Source organism: Enterococcus sp. 7E2_DIV0204, assembly GCF_002140855.1.
Taxonomy (GTDB): Bacteria; Bacillota; Bacilli; order Lactobacillales; family Enterococcaceae; genus Enterococcus_L; species Enterococcus_L lemimoniae.
On the sequence record NZ_NGKY01000001.1, the window covers coordinates 2,146,774 to 2,163,541 of the forward strand.

Below are 16,768 nucleotides of genomic sequence, written 5' to 3' on the forward strand. Positions count from 1 at the left end.
TGAGGACCAAGATGAACCAACATGCAAAAATAACTTGTACGAGCCGATATGTTCCTGAGAATGCCGTATCAAATCATCAGCTTTCGACGATGATGGATACATCTGATGAATGGATCTCAAGTCGGACTGGTATACGATCAAGAAATATTGTCATCAATGAAAATACTTCTGATTTATGTATTAAAGTAGCTGAAAAGTTACTAGAAAAATCTGGGAGAAAAGCACAAGATATTGATTTCATTCTAGTAGCAACCATGACACCAGATTATGGAACACCTTCTGTTGCTTGTCTTGTTCAAGGCAAAATCTCAGCGACAAATGCATTTGCTTTTGATATCAGTGCTGCTTGCAGTGGATTTGTCTATGCATTAAGTATGGGCGAAAAGTTGATTCGTACAGGTAAAAAATTAGGAATGATCATTGGTGGTGAAACACTTTCTAAAGTTCTTGATTGGAATGATCGTAGTACAGCTGTATTATTCGGTGATGGCGCGGCGGGTGTTTTACTAGAAGCAAGCGACGAAGAGCATTTTATCAGTGAAAAACTACAGTCTGATGGTCAAAGAGGAAAGTCACTAACTTCAGGTTATATAGAAAATCAAAGTCCCTTTTATACAGGAACTGCTGAAAGCTCCGGCTATTTACAAATGGCAGGTAGGGATATCTATGATTTTTCACTAAATGATGTGACAAATAATATTCGAGCAATCGTGGAAGAGGATGTAGATTATTTACTATTACATCAAGCAAACAAGCGAATCATCGAAAAGATATCAAAAAAACTCAATGTTCCAAGGGAAAAGTTTCTCACTAATATGGAACATAATGGTAATACCTCAGCTGCAAGTATCCCGTTATTACTAGATGAATCAGTTGAGAGTGGAGTGCTTCAATTAGGCTCCAAACAAAAAATTGTGTTAACAGGCTATGGCGGTGGATTAACTTGGGGTTCAATCCTCATGACGCTGTAAAACTGTAACTATATAAATTAAAAAAAGAAAATTATTGGAGGAATATACACATGGTATTCGAAAAAATTCAAGCAATTATTGTAGAAGAATTAGGTAAAGAACCTGAGGAAGTAAAATTAACAACAAACATTCAAGAAGAATTAGATGCAGACAGCTTAGATTTATTCCAAATCATCAATGAAATCGAAGATGCTTTTGATATAAAGATCGAATCAGAAGATGGTATTACTACTGTTCAAGATTTAGTAACATACGTAGAAAAACAAAAAGCATAACATTTAAGGCGATTAGGTAAAATAGAAGTTGGATGAGCAAGGCTCGGTGCGATTCTCAACAATTGCTAAAGACCTTGCATTATTCACACCGCTCGTTGGAATTCAAAAGGCTGGTACTAAACTTATAGGGTTTTGTTCCAGCTCTTTTTTGATTAATTATTCTATAATTTAAAGGATGTAATATATGCAGTCAAAGATATGTGAGCTAATTGGAATCCAATACCCAATTTTCCAAGGAGGAATGGCTTGGATTGCAGATGCTTCTCTAGCTGGAGCCGTTTCTGAGGCTGGTGGGCTTGGAATTATTGCAGGTGGTAACGCACCAAAAGAAGTTGTTCAAGCTGAAATCAAAAAAATCAAAGAAATAACAAATAAGCCTTTTGCGGTCAATATTATGCTGCTTTCACCATTTGCACAAGATATTGTAGATTTAGTTTGTGAAGAACGGGTGCCAGTCGTTACAACAGGAGCAGGTAATCCAAGCAAGTATATGGCTCGTTTTAAAGAACATAATATTAAAGTAATTCCAGTAATTCCTTCGGTTGCGCTTGGTGCTCGTATGGAAAAAATAGGCGCAGATGCAGTGGTTGTTGAAGGAATGGAAGCTGGAGGACATATTGGTAAATTGACAACGATGAGTCTGGTACCACAAGTTGTAGATGCACTGACCATTCCAGTGATAGCGGCAGGAGGCATTGGGGACGGACGAGGTATGGCTGCGGCATTGATGTTAGGTGCAGACGCAGTCCAAGTTGGCACACGTTTTCTAGTTGCAAAAGAATGTACTGTACACGAAAATTATAAGGCTAGAATCATCAAAGCGAGAGATGTCGATACGACTGTAACATGTCAGCATTTTGGACACCCAGTGCGGACAATCAAAAATAAATTGACTAATGAATACGATCGTTTAGAAAAGATAGAATTAAGAAAAGATGAACCTGATCTTGTAAAATTTGATAAATTAGGTCAAGGTGCCTTACGTAAAGCTGTTGTTGAAGGGGATATACATCACGGATCAATCATGGCTGGTCAAATTGCAGGACTTATAAAAAAAGAAGAAACAGCAAAAGAAATTATTGAATCATATATTATTGAAACAAAAGAAGTGATGGCGGCAAGATGTGGCCAATGGATCTAACTGGATCTATTTGTGGATTATTAGTATTGACAAAAAAGATAAAAATTAATTGTGACAAAGAACATCACAGTTAATTTTTCCTATTTTAAGTCAGAGCTGAGTGAGCCCATTCAGCTTTTAATGTATCTAGCTTCGCAGGCTAGCCTTTCGGAAAAAAGATAAAACTTGAATGAGGTAAAAAGCACCTCAATCATGTTTCCCTATTTTTCATTCAAGGCTAAACGAGCCTGCTACGCTTTTAATGTAAAGGAGTAAAGTAATGAAAACAGCTTTTGTATTTAGTGGACAAGGGGCTCAATATATTGGAATGGGCCAGGAATTATTTGATCAAGAAGAAATTGTTCAAGAAACATTTAAAGAAGCAAGTGAAGCTTTAGGTTACGATATGGCAGAGCTTTGCTTTTCTGAAAATGATCGATTAAATGAAACTATGTATACACAACCAGCAATTCTAACAGTAAGTATTGCTTTTTATCGCCTGTTACAAGCGAGAGGATATCAGCCAGATGTAGTAGCTGGACTTAGTCTTGGTGAATATAGCGCACTCGTTGCCAGTGGCGCGATCTCATTTAAAGAAGCCGTTCAATTAGTTGCCAAGAGAGGAAAATATATGGCAGAAGCAGCACCCTCTGGAACAGGGAAAATGGTTGCAGTGATGAATGCGGATCGTTCATTGATCGAAGAGTGTTGTCAAAAAGCTAGTGATCTTGGCATTGTATCACCAGCTAACTATAATACACCACAACAAATCGTGATCGGTGGAGAAATACCTGCCGTTGATAAAGCAGTGGAGTTATTGACAGAAGCTGGTGTTAAACGCATGGTTCCATTAAAAGTCAGTGGTCCTTTTCACACTGCCTTGCTGAAATCAGCATCAGAACAATTAGCTAAGGAATTAGAAAAAATAAATTTTGCAGAAATGACGATTCCTGTAATTAGTAATACTACAGCACAAATAATGGAGCAAGCAGAGATCAAAGGATTATTAGAAAAACAAATTATGTCTGCTGTTCGTTTTGCTGACAGTATTGAAACGATTAAAAAAATGAATGTTGATGTCATTATAGAAGTGGGACCAGGAAAAACGTTGACTGGTTTTATTAAGAAGATCGATAAAGAAATCCAAACGGCTCGTGTTGAAGATGAAAAAACGTTATCTGATGCTCAAGCTTTGTTGGACAGGAGGTAACGAATGGATTTAAGAGGGAAAAATATTTTTGTAACTGGAAGTACACGTGGAATCGGAAAAGCTGTTGCTCTTGCCTTTGCACAAGAAGGAGCTAATATTGTCTTGAATGGGCGTAGCGAAATCAGTGCGGAGCTTATTGCAGAGGTAGAGTCTTTAGGAGTTAAATGCATCGGTGTTTCTGGTGATATTGCAGATTTTGAAGCAGCAGGAGCGATGATCCAAACAGTCGTTGATGGGTTAGGATCAATCGATGTTTTAATTAATAATGCAGGAATCACTAATGATAAATTACTATTGAGAATGTCAGAAGAAGATTTTACACGTTGCATTCAAATCAATTTAACGGGAACTTTTAATATGACACAACATACGGTCAAGAAAATGATGAAACAACGTAGTGGAAGTATCATCAATATGTCGAGTGTTGTAGGGCTGATGGGGAATATTGGTCAAGCCAATTATGCTGCAAGTAAAGCAGGAGTGATTGGCTTAACTAAGTCGGTGGCAAGAGAAGTTGCGGCACGCGGTATTACCTGTAATGCTATTGCACCAGGCTTTATTGAAACTGAAATGACAGAAGTTTTATCCGATAAAGTAAAAGAACAGATGAGTCAACAAATTCCATTGCAATCATTTGGACACGTAGAAGATGTTGCAAATGCAGCTATCTTTTTAGCGAAAAGTCCTTATATAACAGGACAAGTTTTAAATGTAGACGGTGGTTTAGTCATGAATGGCTAATGAATAAGTTTGAAAGGAGCGATTGAATGAATCGCGTAGTGATCACAGGTTATGGTGTAGCATCTCCAATTGGGAATGACGCTGAAACCTTTTTAGAAAGTTTACAAACAGGAAAAAACGGAATTGGACCGATTACAAAATTCGATGCCGATGAAACAGGTATTACGTTAGCAGCTGAAGTGAAAGATTTTCCATTCGATAAATATTTTGCTAAAAAAGATGCCAAAAGAATGGATTTATTTTCTCTTTTTGGTATCTATGCAGCGTTAGAAGCGTTGGAGATGAGTAAGCTAGATACTGATCAAATCGATGTGGATCGTTTTGGTGTTATGGTGGGGTCTGGAATTGGAGGACTTCAAACGATTCAAGACCAAGTGATCCGAATGCGTGAAAAAGGTCCTAAAAGAGTCGCTCCTTTATTTATACCGATGGCAATCGGGAACATGGCAGCTGGTAATATAGCTTTACGTGTAGGAGCTAGAGGGATTTGTACAGCGACGGTCACTGCATGTGCTACGGCGAATAATTCGATTGGTGAAGCGTTTAGAAATATCAAACATGGCTATTCAGATGTTTTGTTAGCTGGGGGAACAGAAGCATCGATAACTGAAATTGGGATCGCTGGATTTGCGTCTTTAACAGCTGTGACATCTGAAGAAAATCCAAATAGAGGATCGATTCCTTTTGATAAAGATCGTAGTGGGTTTGTAATGGGTGAAGGCGCTGGGATTTTAGTTCTTGAATCTTTAGAACATGCACAAAATAGAGGGGCTAAAATTTTAGGTGAAATCATTGGTTATGGTACAAACTGTGATGCGTATCATATGACTTCACCAAGACCGGATGGTAGTGGCGCGGCTAAAGCCATGAAATTGGCAATCGACGAAGCAGCGATTGAGCCAGCTAAAGTAGGTTATATTAATGCTCACGGAACTAGTACGCCTTCAAATGATGTGGCAGAAACCAAAGCAATCCAAACTGCATTGGGTGAAGCTGCTAAAAATGTTCGTGTCAGCAGTACGAAAAGTATGACTGGACATGCATTGGGAGCAACTGGGGGAATCGAAGCTATCGCAACATTGAATGCATTACAACATCAATTTATTCCACCAACGATCAATATAGAGAACCTTGATGAAGCTATCGAAATAAATATTGTGACAAATGAAAGTCAAAAACATGACTTTGACTACGCATTGACAAATTCTTTTGGCTTTGGTGGTCATAATGCAGTACTTTGTTTAAAACGTTGGGAGGATTAAGATGAATATCAATGAAGTCAAAGAATTATTAACACAGTTTGACCAATCGACACTAACAGAATTTGATCTTAAAGAAGGTTCTTTTGGCCTTTATATGAATAAAAATAAAGTAACACAAAAAACACCTGGTGAAGTAAAACAAGTTGCGGATAACAATGTAACCAGTCAAGGGACAGTAGAAGTTACTAGCCAAACTGTCGAAGTAAAAGAACCAATAATTGAAACAATAACATCAGAAACGAAACCAGAAAACACAGAAGAAATCATTTCTCCAATCGTTGGCGTTGTCTATTTAAAACCTGCACCAGATAAGGAAAATTTCAAGCAAGTTGGTGACTCGGTGAAAAAAGGTGATGTTGTTTGTATCGTTGAGGCAATGAAACTTATGAATGAAATCACTGCATCGGTCGATGGTGTAATTACTGAAGTATTGATACAAAATGAAGATGTTGTTGAATTTAATCAACCATTGTTCCGTGTATCAAAAGGAGTGTAAGCTATGAAAATGACTATTCAAGAAATCAAAGAAGTCATTCCACATCGTTATCCTTTCTTATTGTTGGATACAGTTGAAGAAATCGTTGTTGGAGAAAAAGTTATTGCAAAGAAAAATGTTACAATTAATGAACCTTTTTTTCAAGGTCACTTTCCGGGAGAACCTGTGATGCCAGGCGTTTTGATTTTGGAAGCACTAGCCCAAGCAGGTGCTGTAGCATTATTAGCGATGCCGGATTTTAAAGGCAAGACAGCCTACTTTGGTGGGATCGATAAAGCCAAATTTAGACAAAAAGTTGTTCCAGGTGATACTTTGATGTTAGAAGTAGAAATTATGAAAGTAAAATCAATAGCCGGCATCGGCAAAGGAACTGCAACTGTGAATGGGAAAAAAGTAGCGGAAGCAGAATTGACCTTTATGATTGGATAGGTGAGCTATGTTTTCAAAAGTTTTAATTGCAAATAGAGGAGAAATTGCTGTTCGAATCATTCGAGCATGTCGTGAATTAGGAGTGCAAACTGTAGCAGTTTATTCCGAAGCAGATAAAGAAGCACTGCACACACAGCTTGCAGATGAAGCAATCTGTATTGGACCAGCGAAAGCTGCTGATTCTTATTTAAATGTTCAAAGCGTATTAAGCGCGGCGATTGTAACAAATGCTGAAGCAATTCATCCAGGTTTTGGATTTTTATCAGAAAATAGTCAGTTCGCAGCAATGTGCGAAGAGTGTAATATTACTTTTATTGGCCCAAAAGCTGCAACGATCGATGCGATGGGAAATAAAATCAATGCCCGAGAATTGATGCAAAAAGCGAATGTGCCAGTTATTCCTGGAAGCACGGGTGTAATCAATTCGGTTGAAGAAGCTTTGACGATTGCAGCGGACATCGGTTATCCCGTTATGCTAAAGGCTGCCGCTGGCGGCGGCGGTAAAGGGATCCGTAAAGTGTTGAGCAAAGAAGAATTACCACAGCATTTTACCTCAGCACAACAAGAAGCTAAAGCTGCTTTTGGTAATGACGATATGTATCTGGAAAAAATTATTTACCCAGCACGACATATTGAAGTGCAGATTTTAGGCGATCAATATGGTCATGTGATTCATTTGGGCGAACGTGATTGTTCTTTACAAAGAAATAATCAAAAAGTGTTAGAAGAATCACCATCAATTGCAATTTCACCTGAAAAACGTCAATTATTAGGTGAAACAGCTGTTCGAGCAGCCAAAGCTGTTCAATATGAGAATGCTGGAACAATCGAATTTTTGATGGATAAATCTGGTGAATTTTATTTTATGGAAATGAATACTCGAATTCAAGTTGAGCATCCTGTGACAGAAATGGTTACAGGGATCGATCTTGTTAAAGCCCAATTAAAAATTGCTTCTGGGGAAGAGTTACCTTATACCCAAGAAGATATTACGATTACGGGGCATGCGATTGAATGTCGAATCAATGCGGAAAATCCAGCATTTAACTTTGCTCCTTCTCCAGGGAAAATCAAAAACTTGCTACTTCCAAGTGGAGGTATGGGCTTAAGAGTAGACAGTGCCATGTATTCTGGCTATACGATTCCGCCTTTTTATGATTCAATGATCGCTAAGGTGATCGTTCATGGGGAAGATCGCATGGATGCTTTGATGAAGATGCAACGGGCGTTACATGAGATTGTGACAGATGGAATTATCACAAATGCAGAATTTCAGTTAGATTTGATCACTCATAAAAACGTACTAGCTGGTGATTACGATACAAGCTTTTTACAAGAAACATTTTTACCAAATTGGGAACCAGAAAGCGATAATTAAAAAGGAGCAGGTGTATGGCTTTATTTAAAAAGAAAAACTACATTCGAATCAATCCGAATCGCGCGGGCGACCAATCTGCTGTAAACAAACCTACAGTTCCAGATAATATGTGGGCTAAATGTCCTTGTTGCAAACGTACGCTCTATACAAAAGATATGGGGGCAGAAAAAGTCTGTCCTTATTGTGGTTATAGTTTTAGAATCGGTGCGTGGGAACGACTTGCTTTGATAGTCGACGAAAAAAGTTTTGAAGAATGGGACACAGACTTAATTACAAAAGATCCGTTGACCTTTCCAGGTTATTTAGATAAAATCGCGATAATGCAGGAAAAAACAGAACTTCATGAAGCTGTTTTAACTGGTAAAGCTAAAATCGATGGTCAAGAAATCGGGATCGGGGTAATGGATGCTAATTTTATCATGGGTAGTATGGGGACAGTCGTAGGCGAAAAAATTACCCGTTTGTTTGAACGTGCAACTGAACAACGCTTACCTGTAATTATTTTTACCGCATCAGGTGGAGCAAGAATGCAAGAGGGGATTTTTTCTCTGATGCAGATGGCAAAAATCTCAGGTGCGCTAAAACGTCATAGCAATTTGGGCTTATTTTATATCACAGTACTGACTGATCCAACAACCGGTGGTGTTACGGCTAGTTTTGCTATGGATGGTGATGTTATTTTAGCTGAACCGCAAAGTTTGATTGGTTTTGCTGGACGACGCGTGATCGAACAAACCATTCGTCAAGAATTACCAGATGATTTTCAAAAAGCCGAGTTTTTATTAGATCATGGATTTGTTGATAAGATTGTTCCTAGAAATCAATTGCAGGAAACACTTAGCAAACTAATAAAAATTCATACGATGAAAGGGTGGAAATAGCGATGGAAAAAACAGCCAATGATATTGTCACCCTAGCTAGAGCGCAAGATCGCTATACGTCATTAGAATATATTGCGGCAGTCTTTGATGATTTCATAGAATTCCATGGTGATCGTTACTTTGGCGATGACTTGGCTGTTGTCGGTGGTGTTGCAACGTTAGAAGACAAGCCGGTGACGGTTGTTGGAATTCAAAAAGGTCGCAATTTACCGGAAAATATTGAACGGAATTTTGGCGCACCCCATCCTGAGGGATATCGTAAAGCCTTACGTTTAATGAAACAAGCTGAAAAATTCGGCCGACCAGTGGTTACGTTTATCAATACAGCAGGCGCTTATTGTGGGATTGAAGCAGAAGAGCGTGGTGAAGGTGAGGCAATTGCTAGAAATCTAATAGAAATGTCTGATTTAAGTGTGCCGATCATTGCAATTATTATTGGTGAAGGTGGCAGTGGCGGTGCATTAGCACTCGCGGTGGCTGATGAAGTTTGGATGTTAGAACACACAATCTACGCAGTGCTCTCTCCAGAAGGATTTGCTTCAATTCTTTGGAAAGATGGAAGTCGAGCTAAAGAAGCAGCTGAGTTAATGAAGATCACAGCCACAGAATTAAAAGAATTAACGATCATTGATCGAGTGATCCCAGAAGAAATGAACGGTGAAGTATTAGAACAACCCAAAATCAATCGAATGATTCAAAAAGCACTTATTAGTAAGTTTACTGAACTTTCTCAATTAGAAACGGATGTGCTGTTGGAAAATCGCTATCAGCGTTTTCGTAAATATTGATTTGAAGATATAAAAAAGAGGCTGGGACAGAAGCGTTTAATCCGGAGAAATAAGAAGGAATTCATGAAAATTGCCAAGAATCACAGTGAGTTTACGAACTGATGATGATTGGTACCTACTTGGTGCTCTCCAAATTTTTGTGACCAGGTAGGTATTGTGCAACATCAACTCGTTCCTCGTTGTGTTTTACAGCAATTTCGGCTTATTTCCGAAGCCTTCAAATCTTAGTGCTTTAGCACTTAGAATTTGATGTGATCGAAGCGAAGTGTAGTCCTTTAACTCTAGCATGTTCCATGCGTAGAAGTTAATGAGATCGAAACGAAGTGTAGTGTAGGGATTGCTTCTGCATCTACGGTTCTCGTTTCACTCCGATCCTCGAAGCATGGAGGACCGTTTGCTCCCGCCGTTTATCTGTATTTAGGGTGTGAGACAAAAGTGTTTTTTACTTTTGTCCCACACCCTTTTTTGTGCAGTTCTCAATGAGTATAGACTTCTGAAATCGACCAGATAAAACCAAATGGATCTTTAATATTTGCCACTTTAAATTTATTTGGCACAATAGTGATTGGCATGTCTAAAGTACAGCCAGCAGCCAATGTTTTTTCAACAAGCTCTTCAACATTATCACAAATCAACTGGATACAAAGTGGTACCCCATGCAATGCCAAAGGTGATTTCCCACCGTTTTCTGGTTGTTCATCGGCTAAAGCAAACAAACTTTCACCAATGCTGAAGCGAGCAGAGTTCCCTTCTTCCGCAAGCACCAATTCAATATTCTTTGCACCGAATATTTTTTCATAAAGTGTCATTGCTGCTTCTGTATCAGGGACAAAAAGATTGATTGATGCTTTTTTGATTGTAACGGCCTTTTTTTTCCTCATTTCATTTATTTACAAAAAGCTTATCATAGAAATCAAGAAAGTAACAAATCAATGTTTGAACTGTCATACGATTGTCATCGAATCTTATGAAAACTTATGGTGAGCATTTATAGAATTTTTCGCAAAAATGCAGTATAATACAAATTGGAGGAGTGCTAGCTTAGTACTCCTTTCACTATGAAATAGTTTATGGTGGAGATGAGAGGAGTTACTATGTTTTCAAAATTTAAACCAACTTGGATGGTAGATGCGATTTATAAAATCACACCGAGCCAATTAAAAAATTTAGGGATCAAGGCAGTATTGACTGATTTAGACAATACCTTGATTGCGTGGGATAATCCAGACGGGACTGAAGAACTACTATCATGGATCCTCGAAATGAAAAATGCTGGAATTCCAGTTATCGTTGTATCAAATAATAAATCTAGCCGTATTAAACGAGCAGTTGAAAAATTTGATTTAGAATATGTATCTAGAGCGTTAAAACCGTCAACTAGAGGTTTCAGAGAAGCTGAAAAGAAACTAAATTTAAAGCCAGAAGAATTAGTAATGGTCGGTGATCAAATCATGACTGATATTCGTGGTGCAAATGCTGCTGGGATCAGAAATATTTTAGTTCGTCCGATTGTTGATACGGATGGTTGGAATACGAAAATTAATCGATTTTTTGAACGGAAAATCATGAAACATTTAGCGAAGAAACATCCAGATATGATATGGAAAGGCGGACTAGAATGAGTGATATGGAAGCAATTCACTGTATCGGCTGTGGTGCAGTCATTCAAACGGAACACCCGAATGAATTAGGCTATACGCCAAAAGCTGCATTTGAAAAAGGGATGGAAACAGGGGAAGTTTATTGCCAACGTTGTTTTCGTTTAAGACATTACAATGATATTCAAGATGTTCAATTAACAGACGATGATTTTTTACGTTTGCTAAATAAATTAGGAAAAGAGGATGCATTGATTGTCAATGTAGTGGATATTTTTGATTTTAACGGATCGTTGATTCCAGGACTACATCGTTTTATTGGCGATAATCCTGTTTTGATGGTAGGAAATAAAGTCGATATTTTACCTAAATCATTAAAGAAACCTAAGATGATTCAATGGATGAGAGAACGTGCTCATGAAGAAGGCTTACGCCCAGTTGATGTATTATTGACAAGCGCTAAAAAACCGCAGGAAATGGAGCACTTACTTAAGACGATCGAAAAATATCGTGATGGTAAAGATGTTTATGTGGTCGGGGTAACGAATGTTGGTAAATCAACGCTGATCAATCAAATCATCAAACAGACAGCTGGAGTACAAGATGTCATTACAACATCGCAATTTCCGGGAACGACATTGGATAAAATTGAGATTCCATTAGATGATGGGCATTTCTTGATCGATACACCTGGAATCATTCATCGCCATCAAATGGCGCATTATCTTGGCAAAAAAGACTTAAAAATCATTGCACCGCAAAAAGAGATCAAACCTAAGGTGTACCAACTAAATCCTGAGCAAACATTATTTTTAGGTGGGTTGGCTCGGTTTGATTTTATTCAAGGAGAGCGTAGTTCATTTATTGCCTACGTATCAAATGATTTAGCAATTCACCGAACTAAATTAGTGACAGCTGATGCTTTTTATGAGAAACATGTTGGCGGTTTGTTACGACCGCCACGCCCTGATGAAGTGGCAGAATTTCCCGAGTTGGTTCGGTTTGAATTTTCTATCAAAGAAAAAACAGATATTGTTTTTGCCGGACTAGGCTGGATTACGGTCACAGAACCATGTGTGGTTGCTGGTTGGGCACCAAAAGGCGTCGACGTTTTAAGAAGAAAAGCCTTGATTTAATCATAAGCGAGAATAGAGAGAAGGAAAATTAGTGGATTTAAGAGGAAAACAAAAGCGTTTTTTACGCAGCCAAGCTCACCATTTACAACCGATTTTTCAAATTGGTAAAGGCGGCTTAAACTCTGCGATGGTGGTACAAATCAATGAAGCGTTAGAAAAACGTGAATTGATCAAAGTCACTTTACTACAAAATACTGATGAGATCGCTGAAGATGTGGCAGTGGCATTAAAAGCGGATATTCATTGTGATATCGTTCAAATCATTGGTCGTGTACTAGTATTATTCAAACCATCATCTAACGAAAAATATCAAAAGATCTCTAAAGAAGTTAAAGCAATTTAAAACTTGGAGGTAAGAAAAATGGGGACAAATACGAATGCAGTATTAAAAGCAGAAGTAATTGTGGAAGAAGCAGAGCTTTTTCAAAAGCGTAAACAGGTAGGAATATTAGGTGGAAATTTTAATCCAGTTCATTTGGCTCATTTAGTGATGGCCGACCAAGTACAGCAACAACTTGGGCTTGATAAAGTCTATTTGATGCCTACTTATTTACCACCTCATGTAGATGAAAAAAAGACGATCGATAGTCAACACCGATTAGCAATGCTCGAGCTTGCAATTGCGGATAATCATAATTTAGCAGTTGAGCCGATCGAGTTGTTCCGTAAAGGAAAAAGTTACACATACGACACGATGAAAGCTTTAACACAAAACAATCCAGATACAGATTACTATTTTATCATTGGTGGGGACATGGTAGAATATTTACCAAAGTGGTACAAGATCGATGAGTTATTGACATTAACTAATTTTGTCGGTATCCGCCGTCCTCATTACGGAACGATCACACCTTATCCAATTATGTGGGTGGATGTACCTCAAATGGATATTAGTTCAACTCTTATTCGGGAAAAAATCAAAAATGGTTGTTCTATACGCTACTTACTACCTGATAGTGTGATACACTATATAGAAGAAAAGGAGCTGTATGTAGATGGATTTTAGCGGTAAATACACATCGTTCAAACGAGAAGAATTGATGCAAGAAGTTCAGATGCATATGAGTGAACGCCGTTTTCAACATGTTTTAGGTGTAGAAGAGACTGCTGTAGCTTTAGCGGCTAAGTATGGTGCCTCAGAAGAAAAAGCAAGTATTGCGGCCTTAACGCACGACTACGCTAAAGAACGTCCGAATGAAGAATTTGAAATGATTATTCAGCGAGATGGTTATGATCAGGAGCTGTTAAATTATGGCAATGCCATTTGGCACGGACTCGTTGGTGCAAGTATGGTCCAAAGAGAACTAGGCATCAAGGATGAAGAAATTTTAGAAGCAATTCGCTTACATACCACTGGTGCTGCTAAAATGAGTTTGTTAGATAAAATTATATATGTAGCAGATTATATCGAACCAGGTCGTAACTTTCCCGGTGTGAAAGAAGCACGTGAATTGGCTTTAGTTGACTTGGATGAAGCTGTTGCATATGAAACAAAACATACATTACTTCACCTTATCGAACAAGAACAAAAAATCTATCCAAAGACGATTGAAACATATAATTATTGGGTAGTAGGAAAAGCTGAGCAAAGCGTTTAGCTCTTTAGAAATTTAGGAATCTAAACGTGGAATGGTTTTTATTCCATGTGAAGATTATCTAATTTCCTCAAGAGCTGCATTGTAAAGCTGGATCAAGGAAAAGCTGATTGAACTCGTTCAGCAAAGCGGAACGTTGTTACCATGCATTATCTAGCTGCGCGGGCTAGCCCTTCGGAAAAAAGATAAAAATTGAATGTGACAAAAAACGTCACAGTCAATTTTTCCTATTTTTCTGTCAGAGCTAAACGAGCCCGCTCCGCTTTTACATTATTTAGCTGCACAAATCAATCCTTAGGAAAATAGACAAATTGTCAGTGAAACAAAGAACGTTTCAATGCCAATCTCCTAATTTCTACAGGATTAACCGATTTGTTCCGCTTTAAAATTAGGAGGAAACCATCATAGATAGTCAACAGATTTTAGAAATCGCTGTAAAAGCAGCTGATTCAAAAAGAGCAGAGGAAATTGTCGCGTTAGATGTACATGAGATTTCACTTTTAGCAGATTACTTTATGATTTGCCAAGCAACAAGTGAACGTCAAATCAATGCCATCGTGGAAGAAATTATTGAAAAAGAAGAAGAAGCACAGGTTGAAGTAAAACGAATTGAAGGAAAAGATGGCGGTAAATGGGTCTTGATTGATTTAGGCGATATTATCGTTCATGTCTTCCAATCAGCAGAACGCGGGTTTTATAACTTAGAAAAACTTTGGTCAGACGCACCAATGGTCGACCTTCACGCTTGGGTCGAATAATATGGCTTATGAAACATTTGCTTTTGTTTATGACGAGGTAATGGATGATAGCCTCTATAATGAATGGCTGGAATTTTCAAAACGTCATTTACCAGATGGAAAAATGGATGTTTTAGAAATGGCCTGTGGGACTGGCGCATTAGCTGTAAATTTTGCCAAAGCAGGTTTTACAGTCACGGCTTTGGATTTATCCGAAGAAATGCTGATGATGGCTAGTAAACGAGCTGCAGAAGAAGACGTTCATGTTCAGTTTGTCCAAGGAAATATGATGGATTTATCTGAAATGGGCCAATATCATGCAATCACTTGTTTTTCTGATTCATTATGTTATATGGCAAACCGTCAAGAAGTCCAACAAGTATTTGATGATGTATATCAAGCTTTAGAAGATGATGGTGTCTTTATTTTTGATGTTCATTCGATTTATCAAGTTGATAAAGTCTTTCCAGAGTACAGTTATCATTATCAAACAGAAGAATTTGCCTTTTTATGGGATAGTTATCCTGGTGAAAAAGAACATAGTATCGAACATTTTCTAACGTTCTTTGTAAAAGAGCATGGGAATGATGAACTGTTTATTCGGCAGGATGAACTGCATCAAGAAAGAACCTATACAATGGAAAATTATTTAATGATGCTGGAAAGTGCTGGTTTTATGAATGTTGAGGTTTATGCTGATTTCGCGGATGTTGCTCCGACTGAAGAAAGCAGACGCTGGTTTTTCGTTTGTAAAAAATAATCCAATAGATGAGTGGTACAAAACTTTTAAAAGTTGCTGCCGCTCATTTTTCTTTTGTTTTCGTAATAAACTAAACATGTTATGATAGAATTCTATTAGAAAAGAGCCGGAAGAAGGAGCAAAAAGATGAGAAGTTGTGGCATTATTGTTGAATATAATCCTTTCCATAATGGACATCAGTATCATGCTGACATGGCCCGGAAACTGAGTGATGCAGATATTGTGATTGCTGTGATGAGTGGGAATTTTCTACAGCGAGGCGAACCGGCAATTATTGATAAATGGACACGTGCCAAAGAAGCGCTCAATCATGGCGTGGATTTAGTGATTGAATTACCATTCGCATATGCTGTACAGTCAGCTGATTATTTTGCAGCAGGTGGAGTAAAGCTATTGCAAGCCTTGCAGTGTGATGCTTTGTGCTTTGGTACGGATAATCAATCAGAGCTGGATTATGAGCTCTTTGGAAATTTTGTACACAGTCATCAAAGGGAAATCAATCAAGCCTACCAAGAAATCAAAAATAATGGCATGAGTTATCCACAGCAAATGACAGAGGTTTTTCGCAAATTTTATCCAAATGATGTATTCGATTTTTCGTCTCCCAATCATATTTTAGGTTTAAGTTATGCCAAAGAGAATGCAACGTATGAGAAGCCAATGACATTATACCCTTTAAAACGGGAGGTAGCTGGTTATCACGATACTAAAATATATCAACATTTTGCGAGTGCTACAGCCATTAGAAAAGCTATTTTTTCAGACGAATTAGATCAGATCAAGCGAGTGTTACCAACACAAGTGGCGATCGATTTAAATAGTTCACCGACAGTTTCCTGGGAAGAGTATTGGCCATTATTAAAATATAAAATACTTAGCAGTTCTCTGCTAGAACTCCGAGAGATTTATCAGATGAAAGAAGGCATCGAGTATCGTTTGCAAGAAACCGCAAAAGTGTCTGATTCTTTTCAGCAGTTTATGGAGCGTGCTAAGACCAAACGCTACACATGGACACGTTTGCAACGATTGGCGACCTATATTTTAGTCAATGTGAAACAATGTGAAATAGAGAGTGTCAGACAAAATAGTTACATACATGTGCTAGGTTTTACAGAGCAAGGGCAACGTTTTTTAAAAGAAAAGAAAAAAAATCTAAGTTTGCCTTTTATCACTAAAATCTCTAAGAATTTGACTACTCAATTAGCTTTAGATATTCGCAGTAATCAACTATATCAGTTAGGGAACGATCGTATTTTAGAGCAGAGCTTTGGTCGTTTTCCGATCGGTGTCACTTAAAAGCAAAAAACACTTAACAAAAGTCCATTTGGCAAGTATAATGATAAGGGCACTATAATCAAAAATATAATACTAATTGAAAGCGAAGTGAGAAT

20 protein-coding genes are annotated in these 16,768 nt (G+C 38.0%); 19 read left to right on the forward strand and 1 reads right to left on the reverse strand.

The window, feature by feature from the left end; all coding sequences use genetic code 11:
* Positions 1-11: 11 nt before the first annotated feature.
* From A5819_RS10000 to A5819_RS10050, 11 genes are all read left to right on the forward strand, one after another.
* Positions 12-971 (forward strand): beta-ketoacyl-ACP synthase III, encoded by a 960-nt coding sequence (locus A5819_RS10000; RefSeq protein WP_086278658.1) that lies wholly within the window; start codon positions 12-14, stop codon positions 969-971.
* Between the two features lie 50 nt (positions 972-1,021).
* Positions 1,022-1,246 carry an acyl carrier protein gene (locus tag A5819_RS10005; protein ID WP_010760445.1) on the forward strand — a complete coding sequence of 75 codons (225 nt, stop codon included), beginning with the start codon at positions 1,022-1,024 and terminating at the stop codon, positions 1,244-1,246.
* Between the two features lie 184 nt (positions 1,247-1,430).
* On the forward strand, positions 1,431-2,387 hold the full coding sequence (fabK, locus tag A5819_RS10010) for an enoyl-[acyl-carrier-protein] reductase FabK (RefSeq protein WP_086278659.1): 957 nt from the start codon (positions 1,431-1,433) through the stop codon (positions 2,385-2,387).
* 259 nt (positions 2,388-2,646) lie between these two features.
* A complete protein-coding gene (fabD, locus tag A5819_RS10015; RefSeq protein ID WP_086278660.1) occupies positions 2,647-3,576 on the forward strand; it encodes an ACP S-malonyltransferase in 930 nt (309 codons plus the stop codon).
* A 3-nt stretch (positions 3,577-3,579) separates the two neighbouring features.
* Positions 3,580-4,317: a 3-oxoacyl-[acyl-carrier-protein] reductase gene (fabG, locus tag A5819_RS10020; RefSeq protein WP_086278661.1), complete on the forward strand. Its 738-nt coding sequence runs from the start codon at positions 3,580-3,582 to the stop codon at positions 4,315-4,317.
* A 26-nt stretch (positions 4,318-4,343) separates the two neighbouring features.
* Entirely contained in the window at positions 4,344-5,579 is a 1,236-nt protein-coding gene (gene fabF, locus A5819_RS10025; protein ID WP_086278662.1) for a beta-ketoacyl-ACP synthase II, read from the forward strand.
* Between the two features lies 1 nt (position 5,580).
* Positions 5,581-6,075, forward strand: a complete 495-nt coding sequence (accB, locus tag A5819_RS10030) for an acetyl-CoA carboxylase biotin carboxyl carrier protein (protein WP_086278663.1) — start codon at positions 5,581-5,583, stop codon at positions 6,073-6,075.
* A gap of 9 nt (positions 6,076-6,084) precedes the next feature.
* Positions 6,085-6,504 (forward strand): 3-hydroxyacyl-ACP dehydratase FabZ, encoded by a 420-nt coding sequence (gene fabZ / locus A5819_RS10035; protein ID WP_176271463.1) that lies wholly within the window; start codon positions 6,085-6,087, stop codon positions 6,502-6,504.
* 7 nt (positions 6,505-6,511) lie between these two features.
* Complete coding sequence (locus A5819_RS10040; RefSeq protein WP_086278665.1) at positions 6,512-7,882, forward strand: acetyl-CoA carboxylase biotin carboxylase subunit; 1,371 nt, start codon at positions 6,512-6,514, stop codon at positions 7,880-7,882.
* A 14-nt stretch (positions 7,883-7,896) separates the two neighbouring features.
* Positions 7,897-8,763: an acetyl-CoA carboxylase, carboxyltransferase subunit beta gene (accD, locus tag A5819_RS10045; protein WP_086278666.1), complete on the forward strand. Its 867-nt coding sequence runs from the start codon at positions 7,897-7,899 to the stop codon at positions 8,761-8,763.
* A 2-nt stretch (positions 8,764-8,765) separates the two neighbouring features.
* On the forward strand, positions 8,766-9,551 hold the full coding sequence (locus tag A5819_RS10050) for an acetyl-CoA carboxylase carboxyl transferase subunit alpha (protein WP_086278667.1): 786 nt from the start codon (positions 8,766-8,768) through the stop codon (positions 9,549-9,551).
* A 476-nt stretch (positions 9,552-10,027) separates the two neighbouring features.
* Here the strand turns inward: A5819_RS10050 and A5819_RS10055 are convergent, their stop codons facing one another.
* A complete protein-coding gene (locus tag A5819_RS10055) occupies positions 10,028-10,432 on the reverse strand; it encodes a VOC family protein (protein ID WP_086278668.1) in 405 nt (134 codons plus the stop codon).
* 213 nt (positions 10,433-10,645) lie between these two features.
* Between A5819_RS10055 and A5819_RS10060 the strand changes: the two genes are divergently transcribed.
* The 8 genes from A5819_RS10060 to A5819_RS10095 all read left to right on the forward strand — a co-directional run bounded on the left by A5819_RS10060 (position 10,646) and on the right by A5819_RS10095 (position 16,673).
* Positions 10,646-11,173 (forward strand): YqeG family HAD IIIA-type phosphatase, encoded by a 528-nt coding sequence (locus A5819_RS10060; protein ID WP_086278669.1) that lies wholly within the window; start codon positions 10,646-10,648, stop codon positions 11,171-11,173.
* Positions 11,170-12,285, forward strand: coding sequence for a ribosome biogenesis GTPase YqeH (yqeH, locus tag A5819_RS10065; protein WP_086278670.1), 1,116 nt, complete (start codon positions 11,170-11,172; stop codon positions 12,283-12,285). Before A5819_RS10060 ends, yqeH begins: the two co-directional genes overlap by 4 nt.
* A 31-nt stretch (positions 12,286-12,316) precedes the next feature.
* On the forward strand, positions 12,317-12,628 hold the full coding sequence (yhbY, locus tag A5819_RS10070) for a ribosome assembly RNA-binding protein YhbY (protein ID WP_086278671.1): 312 nt from the start codon (positions 12,317-12,319) through the stop codon (positions 12,626-12,628).
* Positions 12,629-12,646: 18 nt separating this feature from the next.
* On the forward strand, positions 12,647-13,291 hold the full coding sequence (locus tag A5819_RS10075; protein WP_086278672.1) for a nicotinate-nucleotide adenylyltransferase: 645 nt from the start codon (positions 12,647-12,649) through the stop codon (positions 13,289-13,291).
* The gene (gene yqeK, locus A5819_RS10080; RefSeq protein WP_086278673.1) at positions 13,281-13,883 is read left to right on the forward strand and encodes a bis(5'-nucleosyl)-tetraphosphatase (symmetrical) YqeK; all 603 of its coding nucleotides are present in this window, start codon (positions 13,281-13,283) and stop codon (positions 13,881-13,883) included. The genes A5819_RS10075 and yqeK overlap by 11 nt, the downstream gene beginning before the upstream one ends.
* Positions 13,884-14,299: 416 nt before the next feature.
* A complete protein-coding gene (gene rsfS / locus A5819_RS10085; RefSeq protein ID WP_034701966.1) occupies positions 14,300-14,638 on the forward strand; it encodes a ribosome silencing factor in 339 nt (112 codons plus the stop codon).
* Between the two features lies 1 nt (position 14,639).
* Complete coding sequence (locus A5819_RS10090; protein WP_086278674.1) at positions 14,640-15,377, forward strand: class I SAM-dependent methyltransferase; 738 nt, start codon at positions 14,640-14,642, stop codon at positions 15,375-15,377.
* A gap of 126 nt (positions 15,378-15,503) precedes the next feature.
* Positions 15,504-16,673 (forward strand): nucleotidyltransferase, encoded by a 1,170-nt coding sequence (locus A5819_RS10095; RefSeq protein WP_086278675.1) that lies wholly within the window; start codon positions 15,504-15,506, stop codon positions 16,671-16,673.
* Positions 16,674-16,768: the final 95 nt, after the last annotated feature.